This window comes from Streptomyces sp. Tu6071 (assembly GCF_000213055.1).
Taxonomy (GTDB): Bacteria; Actinomycetota; Actinomycetes; order Streptomycetales; family Streptomycetaceae; genus Streptomyces; species Streptomyces evansiae.
Genome location: NZ_CM001165.1, coordinates 1,924,586 through 1,938,869 on the forward strand (window position 1 = coordinate 1,924,586; position 14,284 = coordinate 1,938,869).

The following is a 14,284-nucleotide window of genomic DNA, read 5'->3' on the forward strand; positions in this document are numbered from 1 at the left end:
GCGCCCCGTACGGGCGGCGGCAGGCCACGTACGAGACGGGGCGGCGCCCCTCTCCCGGCATCCAGCCCGGGGGGGCGCCGCCCCGTTGCACGCCCGCGACGTCGCGACGCGTCGCGTGCTCAGTCCTGGTGGTTCGCCTCGTACTCCGCGATCAGCGCACGCGAGCGCTTCACGTCGTCGGCCATGGCCGTGAGGAGTTCGTCGATCGAGGCGAACTTCTCCATGCCGCGCACGTAGGCGAGGAAGTCGACCGCGACGTGCAGGCCGTAGAGGTCGAGGCCGACGCGGTCGATGGCGTACGCCTCGACGGTGCGGTGCTTGGCGTCGAACTGCGGGTTCGTGCCGACCGAGATCGCGGCGGGCATGGCCTCGTCCGCCACGTGCAGCCAGCCGGCGTAGACGCCGTCGGCGGGGACGGCGGTGTGCGGGAGCGTCTCGACGTTGGCGGTGGGGTAGCCCAGCTCCCTGCCGCGCTGCGCGCCACGCACGACGACGCCCTCGACACGGTGCGGGCGGCCGAGGATCTCCGCCGCGCCCGCGACGTCGCCCTCGGCGACCAGGCGGCGCGTGAGCGTCGAGGAGAAGGGCTGGCCCGCGCCCGCGTCGCCGCTGACGTAGAGGTCGACGAGGTCCACCTCGAAATCGTCCTCGCGGCCGAGCTCGGCGAGCATCGTCACGTTGCCCGCGGCCTTGTGCCCGAAGCGGAAGTTGGGGCCCTCGACGACCACCTTGGCATGCAGGCGCTCGGTGAGCACGGTGCGGGCGAAGTCGGCGGGCGACAGCCGCGAGAACTCCGTCGTGAAGGGAAGGATCAGCAGCGCGTCCACTCCCAGGTCCGCCATCAGCTCCGCGCGCCGGTGGTGCGCCGCGAGGAGCGGCGGGTGGCTGCCGGGACGGACGACCTCGCTCGGGTGCGGGTCGAAGGTGACCACGACGGACCGCAGCCCCAGCTCCCTGGCGCGGTCCACGGCGCGGCCGATGATGAGCTGGTGTCCGCGGTGCACCCCGTCGTAGGACCCGATCGTGACGACGCTGCGCCCCCAGTCCTGCGGGATGTCCTCCAAGCCACGCCAGCGCTGCACTGTGACCGCTCCTTGTCGCACCTGTGGGATGAGCCGGTTGTCGGGATTCCACGAATCCGCAGGTCTAAGAGTGCCATGTCGCGTGCACACGGCAACGGGCGGGCGCCGAGGCCACGACGCGGCGCGGGGGGCCGACGCCGCGTACCACGCCGCGCCCCACGACGTACGACACCGCGCCACACAACGCACCACGTCGCGCCGAACCCCGCACCACGTCCGTGCCACGCCGGGCCCGTCGCGCGCTACGACGCGTGCGACCTGGCCTTTCGCCCTCCCGCTCCGCACGCGACGTCGCGTCGCCGCGCCCGCCACGCCGCCCGTCGCCGGCCCCGCCACGTCGCGCGTCGGCGCCCCGTGACGCGGTGTCGTCCGCAGCGGATCTCTCAGCCGAAGACCGCGAGGCTCTTCGCCTTGCCGCGGTCCGCCTCGACAAGGACGAGGAAGGCCCCGTCCGGGCCGTAGACGGCGACGGGGCCGCGGCCCGCGTACTCCTCGGGCATGGCGAGCCGTACGCCGTTCAGGAGGAGTCCCGCGCGGCGGGCGTCGACGTCCCAGCGCGGGAACGCCGCGTCGGCGGCCTCCGCGACGGGCATGACGGTCAGCTCCTCCTGGTGCTGGTCGAGGGTGCGCGCGACGTCGAGGCGGTACGGCCCGACGCGGGTGCGGCGCAACGCCGTGAGGTGCCCGCCGACGCCGAGCGCCGCGCCGATGTCGCGCGCGAGGGCGCGGATGTACGTACCGGACGAGCACGTCACCGAGACGAGCAGGTCCTGCACGGGGGTGCCGTCGGGCGCCGTCTCGGGGCGCACGTCGTGCACGAGGAAGGAGGAGACGGTGACGGGGCGGGCCGGGATCTCGAAGTCCTCGCCCTCCCGCGCGCGCTTGTAGGAACGCTTGCCGTCGATCTTGATGGCGCTGACCTTGGAGGGCACCTGGAGGATGTCGCCCGTGAGCTTCGCGACCTCGGCGTCGATCGCCTCGCGCGCGACACCCGAGGCGTCGGTGGCCGAGGTGATCTCGCCCTCCGCGTCGTCGGTGACGGTGTCCTGGCCGAGCCGGATCGTACCGACGTACTCCTTCTCGGTGAGGGCGAGGTGGCCGAGCAGCTTGGTGGCGCGCTGCACCCCGAGGACGAGGACGCCCGTCGCCATGGGGTCGAGCGTGCCGGCGTGGCCGACACGTCGCGTGCCGGCGATGCCGCGCATCTTCGCGACGACGTCGTGGGAAGTGAACCCGGACGGCTTGTCGACGATGACGAGGCCGTCCGGGGTCGTGGTGCGCTGCGTGGTCATGCGGTGCCGCTGCCCCTGCCCTGCTCCGCCGAGGTGTCCCCGGCCGGGCCGTCCTCGGCCACGCCCTCCCCGGCCACGCCGTCCTCGTCGTCCTCGTCGTCCTCGTCGGCCGGCTTGCGGTACGGGTCGGCGCCCGCCGCGTACGCCGCGCCGGTCGAGACCTGGCGCACCTCCTCGTCCCGCAGCCTGGCGCGGTCCAGGAGGTCGTCGATGGTGCGCGCCGTGTCGGGCAGCGCGTCGGGCACGAAGGCGAGGCTCGGGGTGTAGCGCACCCCGGTCTGCCGGCCCACCTCGGAGCGGAGCACGCCCTTGGCGCTCTCCAGCGCCGCGGCGGACGCGGCGCGCTCCTCGTCGTCGCCGTAGACCGTGTAGAAGACCGTGGCCTCCCGGAGGTCACCGGTGACGCGTGCGTCGGTGATGGTCACGAAGCCCAGTCGCGGGTCCTTGATACGCCGTTCCAGGGTCTGGGCGACCACGACCTGGATGCGATCGGCCAGCTTGCGGGCGCGAGCGTTGTCGGCCACCGGTCCGTCTCCCTACTTGGTGCTGTTGTGTCTCGGTTGGTCTGGGTGGAGGGCTGGGCCTCCGGGGGTACGTCGCGTACGCGGCGCGGCGCATGAACGCGACGTCGCGCCCCGTACGAGCACGAGGCGACGCCCCGTACGACGCGTACCGCGCACCGTACGACGCGTGCGCGACGCCCCGTACGACGCGACGTCGCGCGCCGCTGCGGGGCGGGGGGTCAGTCCTCGTCCCCGTGGAAGCGTCTGCGTACCGCGAGCAGTTCCACCTCGGGACGGTCCGCGACGAGGCGTTCGCAGCGATCGAGGAGATCGCTGAGGTGGCCCGCGTCGCCCGAGACGGCGGCGAGGCCGATCTCGGTCCTGCGGTGGAGGTCCTGCGCACCCACCTCGGCCGCGCTCACGGCGTACTTCCGCTGGAGCTCGGCGACGATGGGGCGGACCACGGAGCGTTTGCCCTTGAGCGAGTGCACGTCGCCCAGGAGCAGATCGAAGGACAGGGTCCCCACATACATGCTGGTCCGGATGTCCCGCCGGTTCGGGGTACGAGGCGCCGCCTCCGTGCGGCGGCAACCTCCCCACCGTACACGCGACGCACGGGGCCGATCGACGGAAATTCTCCGCCGACCGGCCCCGTGCTCGACCGTGTCAGCCGCGGCCCGCGTCAGTCGTGCTCACGCACGCCCGGCGCGGGGACCCGGCGTCAGACGCGCGGCTTCTCGCGCATCTCGTACGTCGCGATGACGTCGTCGACCTTGATGTCGTTGAAGTTGCCGAGGTTGATACCGCCCTCGTAACCCTCGCGGATCTCGGTGACGTCGTCCTTGAAGCGACGCAGGCCCTCGATGTTGAGGCTCTCCGCGATGACCTTGCCGTCGCGGAGGAGCCGGGCCTTGGTGTTGCGCTTGACCTCGCCGGAACGGATGAGGACACCCGCGATGTTGCCGAGCTTGGAGGAGCGGAAGACCTCGCGGATCTCCGCCGTACCGAGCTCGACCTCTTCGTACTCCGGCTTGAGCATGCCCTTGAGGGCCGCTTCGATTTCCTCGATCGCCTGGTAGATGACCGAGTAGTAGCGGACGTCGACACCCTCGCGCTCGGCCATCTGCGTGGCACGCCCGGCGGCGCGCACGTTGAAGCCGATGACGATGGCGTCCGAGCCGGTCGCCAGGTCGATGTCCGACTCGGTGACCGCACCGACGCCGCGGTGCAGCACCCGGATGTCGACCTCTTCGCCGACGTCGAGCTGGAGCAGCGAGGACTCCAGGGCCTCGACCGAACCGGAGGCGTCGCCCTTGATGATGAGGTTGAGCTGCTTGATCTCGCCCTCCTTGAGCACCTTGTCCAGGTCCTCCAGGGAGACGCGCCGGGTGCGCTTGGCGAACGCGGCGTTGCGCTCGCGGGCCGCGCGCTTCTCGGCGATCTGGCGGGCGGTGCGGTCCTCGTCGACGACGATGAAGTTGTCGCCGGCGCCGGGGACGTTGGTGAGACCGAGCACCTGGACGGGCGTCGAGGGGCCGGCCTCTTCGACCGTGTTGCCCAGGTCGTCGAGCATGGCCCGGACGCGGCCGTAGGCGTCGCCCACGACCATCGTCTCGCCGACCCGCAGGGTGCCGCGCTGCACCAGGACGGTCGCGGTGGCGCCGCGGCCCTTGTCGAGGTGCGCCTCGATCGCGATGCCCTGCGCGTCCTGCTCCGCGTTGGCGCGCAGGTCGAGCGAGGCGTCGGCGGTGAGGATGACGGCCTCCAGGAGGCTGTCGATGTGCAGGCCCTGCTTCGCGGAGATGTCGACGAACATCGTGTCGCCGCCGTACTCCTCGGCGACGAGACCGAACTCGGTGAGCTGGCCGCGCACCTTGGTCGGGTCGGCGCCCTCGACGTCGATCTTGTTGACGGCGACGACGATCGGCACCTCGGCGGCCTTGGCGTGGTTGAGCGCCTCGACCGTCTGCGGCATGACGCCGTCGTTCGCCGCGACCACGAGGATCGCGATGTCGGTGGACTTCGCACCACGGGCACGCATGGCGGTGAACGCCTCGTGACCGGGGGTGTCGATGAAGGTGATGCGGCGGTCCTCGCCGTTCACCTCGGTCGCCACCTGGTACGCGCCGATGTGCTGCGTGATGCCGCCGGCCTCGCCCGCGATCACGTTGGTCTTGCGGATCGCGTCGAGCAGGCGGGTCTTGCCGTGGTCGACGTGACCCATGACGGTGACCACCGGCGGGCGGGCCGTGAGCAGCTCCTCGCCGCCCTCGTCCTCGCCGAACTCCAGGTCGAAGGACTCGAGAAGCTCGCGGTCCTCCTCCTCCGGGCTGACGATCTGAACCTTGTAGTTCATCTCGTTGGCGAGGAGTTCCAGCGTCTCGTCCGTGACGGACTGGGTCGCCGTGACCATCTCGCCGAGGTTCATCATCACCGCGACCAGCGAGGCCGGGTTGGCGTTGATCTTCTCGGCGAAGTCGGTGAGCGAGGCACCACGCGACAGGCGAACGGTCTCGCCGTTGCCGCGCGGCAGCATCACGCCGCCGACCGACGGGGCCTGCATGGCCTCGTACTCCTGGCGCCTCTGCCGCTTCGACTTGCGACCACGACGCGCCGGACCGCCGGGACGGCCGAAGGCACCCTGCGTGCCCCCGCGGCCACCCGGGCCACCGGGACGGCCGCCGAAGCCGGGACGACCGCCGCCACCGCCACCGGGACGACCGGCGAAACCGCCGCCACCGCCACCGCCACCGGGGCGACCGGCGAAGCCGCCGCCGCCACCGCCACCGGGACGGCCGGCGAAGCCGCCGCCACCGGGACGACCGCCGCCGCCACCGGGACGACCACCGGCACCGGGACCGCGGCCACCAGGACCGGGACGCGGGCCGGCAGCGGGACGCTGCGGCATCATGCCCGGGTTCGGGCGGGGCCCGGCACCGGGACGCGGGGCCTGCGGACGGGGCATGCCGCCCGGGGTCGGACGCGCGCCGCCCTGGGGACGGGGACCGCCCTGACCGGCGCCGCCACCCTGCGGGCGCGGGCCACCGGGGGCACCGGCACCGCCGGGACGCGGGGCGCCGCCACCGGGACGGGGCGCCTGCGGGCGGCCCATACCGGTCGAGCCGCCGGACGTGAAGGGGTTGTTGCCGGGACGCGGCCCGGCGGGACGACCGCCCGGACGCGGGGCCTGGCCACCGGGACGCGGGGCCTGACGGTCACCACGGCCTTGGCCGCCACCCTGCTGGGGACGGCTGCCGCCGGGCTTGGGCGCGTTACCGGGACGCGGGGCCGACGGAGCGGACTGGCCGCTCTGAGCGGGCGCGGCGGGAGGCGCGGTGAACTCCGGCGTGGAGGGCGCCGGGGCGGCCGGACGGGCCGGGCCCGGACGGGGGCCGGGAGCCGGGCGCGAGGCCGGGGCCTCGGTGCGCGCGGCGGGGGCCTCGGGCGCGGCGGGGCGCGCGGGGGCCGGCTTGGGCGCCGCGGGACGCGGCGCCGGGGAAGGGGTGGGGGTGGACGGCGAGGGTGCCGCCGGCCGTGCGGGCGCCTGCTTGCGCGGCGCGCCGGGACGGGGACCGGACTTGCCGGAGCCTCCGCCCTGCTGGAATGCGTCAGTCAGTTTGCGCACCACCGGCGCCTCGATCGTCGAGGACGCCGAACGGACGAATTCACCGAGTTCTTGGAGCTTGGCCATGACGACCTTGCTCTCTACGCCGAACTCCTTGGCGAGCTCGTATACCCGGACCTTAGCCACTTCGCTCCTTTGAGGTCCGGGGGGCGCCGGACCGTCGCTACTTCATGGGCGTACTCATCGCGTACTCATCGAGTGCTCATCGCAATCTCGACCTACTTCCGACTCGCGAGGTACCTGGGCCGCACGGCGGTTCCGTGCGGCGCTTCTTACGGTGTTGCCTGCTCGACATAGCGACGGAGTTCCGCCGTGTCGAGCGGTCCCTGGACCCGGAGGGCCCGGGGGAATGAGCGGCGGCGCACCGCCAGCTCCGTACAGGCCGGTACGGGGTGTACGTACGCACCCCGGCCGGGCAGCGTACCGCGCGGGTCGGGGAGCAGGGCTCCGTCGACCATCACAGTGCGCAGCAGTTCGTTCTTGGCCGCTCGTTCCCGGCACCCGACACATGTGCGTTCAGGGCAGGGGCGGGCGTGCGTCCGACCAGACACTCTTCAGTCTACCTCCCCGTAACGACCCCATCCCTACGGGGGAAAGATCGAACGGCCATCTGTGGCGGTCCGCCGCGCGCGGCGGAGTCCGCTTGTTCTGTGCTGTGTTCCGCGGGGGTGTTCCGCGAACGTTCTTCCACGGGGGCCGCGCGGGGTGCGGGGCCGCTGGGGGGATCGTGCCTTGCGGGGCGCGTCGGGGGCGGGGGTGCCGTACGGCGTCGCGGCTGTCGCGTGGGCCGTGCGGCGCGTGGGCGGCGCGGCATGTGGCCCGTACGGCGCGTGAGCCGCGCGGCGCGACGTGGCCGCGTCGCTACGTCGCCCTCGCGCTACGTATCGGGAACCGCCACGCGCCGTGGCATATTCCACGGCGCGTGGTGCGGGGCGACGCGACGTCGCGTCGTACGTACGAGGCGACGCGGACGAGGGCGGCGCGACGTGGCGGGATGACGCGGCGGTGGCGTCGCGACGTCAGCCCCGCGCGACGGCGCGCCTGGCCGTCTGCCGCGACGTCAGCCCCGGGCCGGCCGGCGGTCCGCGCCGCGGGCGGGAGCGACGGTGCCGGACTCGCGACCGCCGCCCCGCCTCCCGTCGCGGTCCTCGTTCCCGTTCCCCGTCGCGTTCCCGTCCTCGTCCGTCGTCTCCGTGTCGGGGCGGATGTCGATGCGCCAGCCGGTGAGGCGGGCGGCGAGGCGGGCGTTCTGGCCCTCCTTGCCGATCGCCAGCGAGAGCTGGTAGTCGGGCACCGTGACGCGCGCGGAACGCGTCGCGAGGTCGACGACCTCGACGTGGCTGACGCGCGCCGGGGAGAGCGCGTGGGCGACGAGGTCGGCCGGGTTGTCCGACCAGTCGACGATGTCGATCTTCTCGCCGTTCAGCTCAGCCATGACGTTGCGCACCCGGCCGCCCATGGGGCCGATGCACGCGCCCTTGGCGTTGAGACCGGAGCGGTTCGAGCGGACCGCGATCTTCGTCCGGTGCCCGGCCTCGCGGGCGATGGCGGCGATCTCGACGGACCCGTCGGCGATCTCGGGGACCTCCAGGGAGAAGAGCTTCTTCACGAGGTTCGGGTGCGTGCGCGACAGGGTGACCGAGGGGCCGCGCATGCCCTTCGCGACGCGTACGACGTACGACCGCAGCCGCAGCCCGTGCGTGTACTCCTCGCCGGGGACCTGCTCCTGCACCGGCAGGATGGCCTCCAGCTTGCCGATGTCCACGAGGACGTTCTTCGGGTCGCGGCCCTGCTGGACGACACCGGTCACGATGTCGCCCTCGCGCCCGGCGTACTCGCCGAGCGTCGCGTCGTCCTGCGCGTCGCGCAGCCGCTGGAGGATGACCTGCTTGGCCGTCGTCGCCGCGATGCGCCCGAAGTCGGAGGGCGTGTCGTCGAACTCGCGCGGACGGGCGTCCTCACCGAGATCGGCGAGGTCCGCCTCCTCCTCCTTCACCCACACCGTCACGTGGCCGGACTCGCGGTCGAGGTGGACGCGCGCGCGGCGGTGGCTGTGCTCGGTGCGGTGGTACGCGATGAGGAGCGCCGACTCGATCGCCTCGACCAAACGGTCGAAGGAGATCTCCTTCTCCCGGACCAGACCCCGCAGGGCACTCATGTCGATATCCACGGCTACGCCTCCTTCGGCTTCGGTGCCTGCTCGGCCTCGGCCTGCTCGGCGTGCTGAGGACCGGCCTCGGCCGTCCTCTCCTTGCGGTTGAACTCGATCTCCACGCGCGCCTTGGAGATCTCGGGGAACTCCAGCCTGCGGCTGGTCGGCTTGCGGCCCTTGACGCCGGGGACCTCCAGGTCCAGGCCCGCGTCGTCCGCCTTCAGCAGCCGGGCCACGAGTTCGCCGCCCTCGGCGAGCTGGAAGCGCACGAGGCGGCCCGTGGCGCGCACGTAGTGGCGGTGGGCGGTGAGCGGACGGTCGGCACCGGGCGAGGTGACCTCCAGGACGTACTCGTTCTCGCCCATGGCGTCGGTGTCGTCCAGCACGGTGGAGATCTCGCGGCTCAGCTCGGCACACGTGTCGAGCGAGACGCCCGAGTCGCCGTCCACCACGATCTGCAGCACTCTGCGCCGGCCGGCCGGAGTCACGGTGACCTCTTCGAGATCGAGGTCCCTGGCGGTGACGAGGGGCTCCACGAGTTCCCGCAGCCTCTCGCTCTGGGTGGTGCTCATCCGGGTGACTCCTCGGCCGCGTGTGCTGTTGTGGTGCGTCATGTCTCGGCTCAAAGGGTATCCGGTCGCGACACGGAGTGGTGCCACTCGACCGGGTGTATCCCGGTACGGCACCGGGGCGACCTCGCGCGACACGGCGCGCACGGCGCCCGTGCCGCGTCGTGACGCGGCGTCGGCGCGACGTCGCCGCCCGCGTGCCGCCTTCCGGTGGACGAACGGCGCGGACGCGGCGCCCGTGCCTCTGTGCGAGCCACGGACGCGGGTACGGTGATCACCGCAGTGCCACCACACTCCGGAGCGGGCGGTACGTCGTCGGCGGCGCGACGTCGCGTCGCGGACGTGACGCGACACACACGTCGCGCGGCGCGGGGGCCGAGGCGCGGGCGCCGTGCGCGACGTCGCGTCGCGGGCGACGCACGGCGCGACGTGTGCGGCGCCGTTTCGGCGACACGTCGCGCCGAACCGCACGTCGCGCCGGGTCCTGCGTCGCGCGCTCCGGAGGCGTGAGGCACTCGCACCGCACCGTCGCCTCGTCGCACCACCGCCTCGTCGCACCACCGCATCGTCCTGTCGCCGCCGCTCCGTCGTATCGCTGTCGCCCCGTCCGTCGTCGTCCGTCCGCCGTCGTCGTCGCCCTCGCACGTCACCACCCCGGCCCGCGCCGCGCGCGTCGCATCCCCACGCGACGTCGCGCCGTGGGCGCCGGGTGACGACGCGACGTGCGCGCGACGTCGGCACCGCATCCGCCGAGGAAGTACGCCGTGCCGCCACTGCCCGCACCGGGTCCGCTGCCCCTCCCCCGTCTCTCGCGCCGTCTGCTGCTCGCCTCGGGTACGGCGCTCGCGGGCGCGAGCCTGCTCACCGGCTGCTCGGACGATTCCGACGCCGCCTCACGACGCCGCGCGAAGGCGGAGGCCACCGCCGCGCAGAAGCTGAGTCGCGGGGCGGCACGCGACAGTGCCGACCTGACGGCGCGCTACGACGCGACGCTCGCGGCGCATCCCGGGCTCGACGCGACGTTGCGCCCGCTGCGCGCGCAGGTGACGCGGCACCGCGAGGCGTTCGACGCCGCGGGGCGCGAGGCGACTGGCAGCCCGCCGCCCGGCGCCTCGTCCTCCGCGCCCGGGCGCGCGGCGGGCGCGGAGGACGAGGCGGCCACGAGCGCGTCACCCGGCCCCACCGTCGCGTCCGACCAGAAGACAGCGCTGCGCGACCTCGCCACGGCGGAGAAGAAGCTCGCGGACCACCGCGCACGCGTCCTGGTGGACGCTCCGGGAGAACTGGCGCGGCTGCTCGCCTCGGTGGCCGCCGCCGGCGCCGCGCACGCCTACGTACTCGGCGCCGCGGCCAAGTGAGGCCGCGCGCGAGCCGCCCCCGACGGGGGCGGGTGGACCAGGAGCCAGCAGGAGGAGTCACCGGTGTCTGAAAATGCTCGTACGCGCGTCGGAAAATCCGATGCCGAGGAGAGGGAGCGGAAGGCCGCGGAGGCGGCGCTGCGCGCGGAGCACGCCGCGGTCTACGGCTACGGAGTCGTGGGCGGGCGCATCGCCCCCGAGCGCCGGGACGACGCACGAGCGGCGTACGACGCGCACCGCGCGCGACGTGACGCGCTGGAACGCGACGTCACCGACCTCGGCGGCACGCCGGAGCCCGCCGCCGCGGCATACACGCTGCCGTTCGCGGTGCCCGATGCCGCGGCGGCGCTGCGGCTGGCGGGCGCCCTCGAAGAGCGCGTCGCGGCGGTGTACGCCGACCTGGTGCGCGCCGCGTCGGGGCAACGCCGCGCGGACGCCGCCTCCGCGTTGCGCGAGGCGGCGGTCCGCGCGGTGCGCTGGAGCGGTGACGGCGTAGCCTTCCCAGGTCTGGCGGAACGATCGAATTCGGCCAAGGAGTCCGGGAAGGAGCGTCCGGCTTCCCCGTCACCGCAGGACTGACCACCCGGTACCAGCCGAAAGGACGCGCCCCGCATGGTCCTCGAACCTCCCCGGCGACTCGTACGGGCCCTGGCAGAGGACCCCGGCGCGGACGATGCGGCAGCCTGGCTGGACCGGCTCCCCGAGCTGGTCGAGGCGGCCACGCGGCACCACGGCGTCCGTGTGGAGCGGCTGCTCCAGCCGGGCGGACGCAGCGGCGTGGTCCTGCTGGTACGTCACGCGGACGACGCGCCCGCCGTCCTCAAGCTCGCGCCGCCGCGCGCGCGTCCTGCCACAGAGGCGGCGGCGCTCGCGCGCTGGGACGGCCTCGGCGCGTGCCGCCTCCTCTCCGAGCCCGAGCCGGGCACGGAGGACGGTGCGAGGCGCGGCGCGGCGCCCGGCGGCGACGCGACGGGGTGGGCGGCGGCGCTCGCGAGTGAGCGCGGCCTGCTCCTGGAGCGCCTGCGTCCTGAGATCTCGCTGAGTTCTCTGCCGCAGGCGAAGGCGATGCTCGAAGCCGCGGAGACGGTCCGCAGACTGTGGGTGCCGCTGACCGGCGAGTCGCCCTTCGAGACGCTCACCGCGCGCACGGAACGGCAGGCGACCCGCATGCGCCAGGCGGCGGGCCCGCTCGTCCTGCCCCTCGTCGAGAACGCCCTCGCGGTACGGCGCGACCTGCTCGCCGACGCCGCGCGGCCGGACGCGGAACGCGTGCTGCTGCACGGCGCCTTCCGGCAGGCGAAGGTCCTCGCGGGCGAGCGGCTGCCGTGGCTCGCGGTCGGCCCCGAGCCCGTGATCGGGGAGCGCGCCTACGATGTCGCGCGCCTGGCGCGTGACCGGCTGGAGGACCTCGTCGCGAGCGACGGCGGGGCGAGCGCCGCGCGACGTCGCGTCACCAAGCTCGCGGACGCGCTCGACCTGGACCGCGACCGGGTGCAGGGCTGGGCTCATTTCCGCGCGACGGTGGCGGGGGTGGCGGCGCTCACGGCGGGGCGTCGGCAGGAGGGCGAGACGCTGCTGGAGTTCGCGGCCTGGCTGTGAGCCCGTGAGCGGGTGGGCGCGACGTCGCGGTGCATGAGGCGACGTCACGTACGGAGGTGGCCCGGCACGGAACGTGCGCGACCTCCGCCACGTCGCGTTCGCTGGGCATCCGACGACGCGACGCCCCCTCCCGACGTCGCGCACCCAGCGTCGCGTCCCGCACGCACCCCCACGTCGCGTGCGACCAGGCACGATGCGGCGCGACGTCGCGTGCCGCGCGGCATGGCGACGTACCCCCAGCGGACGCCGCGCACCACCGAGAGCCCCGCCCGGTTCCCGTACCGCCCCGTCCCCCGCACGCCCGCGCCCGTCGCACGCCGAAGCGCGGAACGTCGCGTGACGTCCCGCGCTTCTGTGGTGCGGGGGCTTCGGCCGGCTCAGGCGGTGAGGCGGGCGACGGCTTCCTCGACGGAGAGTTCCTCGCGCTCGCCCGTACGACGGTCCTTGAGTTCGACGATGCCCTCGGCGGAGCGGCGGCCGGCGATGACGGTCTTCGGGACGCCGATGAGTTCCGCGTCGGTGAACTTGACGCCGGGCGAGACGCCGGCGCGGTCGTCGACGAGGACGCGAGCGCCCGCGGCGGCCAGCTTGTCGGCGATCTCCAGGGCCAGCTCGGTCTGGAGGACCTTGCCGGCGGCGACGACGTGGACGTCCGCGGGGGCGACCTCGGCGGGCCAGCACAGGCCCTTGTCGTCGGCGGTCTGCTCGGCGAGCGCGGCGACGGCGCGGGAGACGCCGATGCCGTAGGAGCCCATCGTGACGCGGACCGGCTTGCCGTTCTGGCCGAGGACGTCGAGCTGGAAGGTGTCGGCGTACTTGCGGCCGAGCTGGAAGATGTGGCCGATCTCGATGGCGCGGTCGAGGTGGAGGCCCTGGCCGCAGTTGGGGCAGGGGTCGCCCTCCTCGACCACGACGACGTCGAGGTAGTCGTCGACCTCGAAGTCGCGGCCGGCGACGACGTTGCGCGCGTGGGTGTCGGGCTTGTTGGCGCCCGTGACCCAGGCGGTGCCGGGGGCGACGCGGGGGTCGGCGATGTAGCGGATCTTCAGGCCCTGGGGGCCTACGTAGCCGCGTACCAGCTCGGGATTCGCCTCGAAGTCCTCGGCCGTGACGAGGTCGACGACGGCGGGTGCCAGGTGCTCGCCGAGCTTGCCGAGGTCGACCTCCCGGTCCCCCGGGACGCCGACGGCGACGATCTCGCCGTCGACCTTGACCAGCAGGTTCTTGAGCGTCGCGGAGGCCGGGACGCCGAGGTGCTCGGCGAGGCTCTCGATCGTCGGCGTGTCGGGGGTGTCCAGCTCCTCGACCGGGCCGTGCGCGGAACCGTCCATCGCCGCGCCCTTGAAGGTGACGGCCTCGGTGTTCGCGGCGAAGCCGCAGTTGGGGCAGTCGGCGAAGGTGTCCTCACCGGCGGCGGCGGGCGCGAGGAACTCCTCCGAGGCCGAACCACCCATCGCGCCCGAGACGGCCGAGACGATGCGGTAGTCGAGGCCGAGGCGCGCGAAGATCTTGCGGTACGCCTCGCGGTGCAGCGCGTACGACTCGGCGAGGCCCTCGTCGGTCGTGTCGAACGAGTACGAGTCCTTCATGACGAACTCGCGGCCCCGCAGCACCCCGGAGCGGGGACGCGCCTCGTCGCGGTACTTCGTCTGGACCTGGTAGAGCATGACCGGCAGGTCCTTGTACGAGGTGCACTGGTCCTTCACGACCTGCGTGAAGATCTCCTCGTGCGTGGGACCGAGCAGGTAGTCGGCGCCCTTGCGGTCCTTGAGCCGGAACAGCAGGTCGCCGTACTCCTCCCAGCGCCCCGACGCCTCGTAGGGCTCCCTCGGGAGGAGCGCGGGCAGCAGCACCTCCTGGGCGCCGATGGCGTCCATCTCCTCGCGGACGATCTGCGAGATGTTGTCGAGGACCTTCTTGCCGAGCGGCAGCCAGGACCAGATGCCGGCGGCCGTACGGCGCACGTAGCCGGCCCGGACCAGCAGCTTGTGGCTGAGCGTCTCGGCGTCCGCCGGGTCGTCACGCAGTGTCTTGACCATCAATCGGGACATGCGCTGGACCTGGGCCATGGTGAACTCCTGCGAGGAAAGGGTGATGGTGACGA

At 73.5% G+C, this 14,284-nt stretch carries 12 protein-coding genes; 3 read left to right on the forward strand and 9 right to left on the reverse strand.

All coding sequences use genetic code 11. The annotated features are described in order from the left end of the window. Positions 1 to 119: 119 nt before the first annotated feature. The 8 genes from STTU_RS07750 to rimP all read right to left on the reverse strand — a co-directional run bounded on the left by STTU_RS07750 (position 120) and on the right by rimP (position 9,226). Positions 120 to 1,082 (reverse strand): bifunctional riboflavin kinase/FAD synthetase, encoded by a 963-nt coding sequence (locus tag STTU_RS07750; RefSeq protein WP_010277856.1) that lies wholly within the window; start codon positions 1,080 to 1,082, stop codon positions 120 to 122. Positions 1,083 to 1,465: 383 nt separating this feature from the next. Continuing rightward, positions 1,466 to 2,374: a tRNA pseudouridine(55) synthase TruB gene (truB, locus tag STTU_RS07755; protein WP_043254507.1), complete on the reverse strand. Its 909-nt coding sequence runs from the start codon at positions 2,372 to 2,374 to the stop codon at positions 1,466 to 1,468. Further along, the gene (gene rbfA, locus STTU_RS07760; protein WP_007821482.1) at positions 2,371 to 2,898 is read right to left on the reverse strand and encodes a 30S ribosome-binding factor RbfA; all 528 of its coding nucleotides are present in this window, start codon (positions 2,896 to 2,898) and stop codon (positions 2,371 to 2,373) included. Before rbfA ends, truB begins: the two co-directional genes overlap by 4 nt. Positions 2,899 to 3,116: 218 nt before the next feature. Further along, the gene (locus STTU_RS07765; RefSeq protein ID WP_009068967.1) at positions 3,117 to 3,410 is read right to left on the reverse strand and encodes a DUF503 domain-containing protein; all 294 of its coding nucleotides are present in this window, start codon (positions 3,408 to 3,410) and stop codon (positions 3,117 to 3,119) included. 188 nt (positions 3,411 to 3,598) lie between these two features. Then, a complete protein-coding gene (gene infB / locus STTU_RS32830) occupies positions 3,599 to 6,628 on the reverse strand; it encodes a translation initiation factor IF-2 (RefSeq protein ID WP_078518943.1) in 3,030 nt (1,009 codons plus the stop codon). A gap of 146 nt (positions 6,629 to 6,774) precedes the next feature. Then, on the reverse strand, positions 6,775 to 7,053 hold the full coding sequence (locus STTU_RS32835; protein WP_009068965.1) for a YlxR family protein: 279 nt from the start codon (positions 7,051 to 7,053) through the stop codon (positions 6,775 to 6,777). A gap of 509 nt (positions 7,054 to 7,562) precedes the next feature. After that, entirely contained in the window at positions 7,563 to 8,672 is a 1,110-nt protein-coding gene (gene nusA / locus STTU_RS07780) for a transcription termination factor NusA (RefSeq protein ID WP_007821490.1), read from the reverse strand. 2 nt (positions 8,673 to 8,674) lie between these two features. Then, positions 8,675 to 9,226 (reverse strand): ribosome maturation factor RimP, encoded by a 552-nt coding sequence (gene rimP / locus STTU_RS07785; RefSeq protein WP_009068963.1) that lies wholly within the window; start codon positions 9,224 to 9,226, stop codon positions 8,675 to 8,677. Positions 9,227 to 9,987: 761 nt separating this feature from the next. Here rimP and STTU_RS07790 point away from each other — a divergent pair. From STTU_RS07790 to STTU_RS07800, 3 genes are all read left to right on the forward strand, one after another. After that, the gene (locus STTU_RS07790; protein WP_052862337.1) at positions 9,988 to 10,581 is read left to right on the forward strand and encodes a hypothetical protein; all 594 of its coding nucleotides are present in this window, start codon (positions 9,988 to 9,990) and stop codon (positions 10,579 to 10,581) included. Positions 10,582 to 10,644: 63 nt separating this feature from the next. Beyond that, positions 10,645 to 11,160 (forward strand): ferritin-like domain-containing protein, encoded by a 516-nt coding sequence (locus tag STTU_RS07795; RefSeq protein WP_007821499.1) that lies wholly within the window; start codon positions 10,645 to 10,647, stop codon positions 11,158 to 11,160. Between the two features lie 33 nt (positions 11,161 to 11,193). Continuing rightward, complete coding sequence (locus STTU_RS07800; protein ID WP_007821501.1) at positions 11,194 to 12,180, forward strand: aminoglycoside phosphotransferase family protein; 987 nt, start codon at positions 11,194 to 11,196, stop codon at positions 12,178 to 12,180. Positions 12,181 to 12,557: 377 nt separating this feature from the next. Here STTU_RS07800 and STTU_RS07805 read toward each other — a convergent pair whose 3' ends face one another. Then, entirely contained in the window at positions 12,558 to 14,249 is a 1,692-nt protein-coding gene (locus STTU_RS07805) for a proline--tRNA ligase (protein WP_007821504.1), read from the reverse strand. Between the last annotated feature and the right edge of the window lie 35 nt (positions 14,250 to 14,284).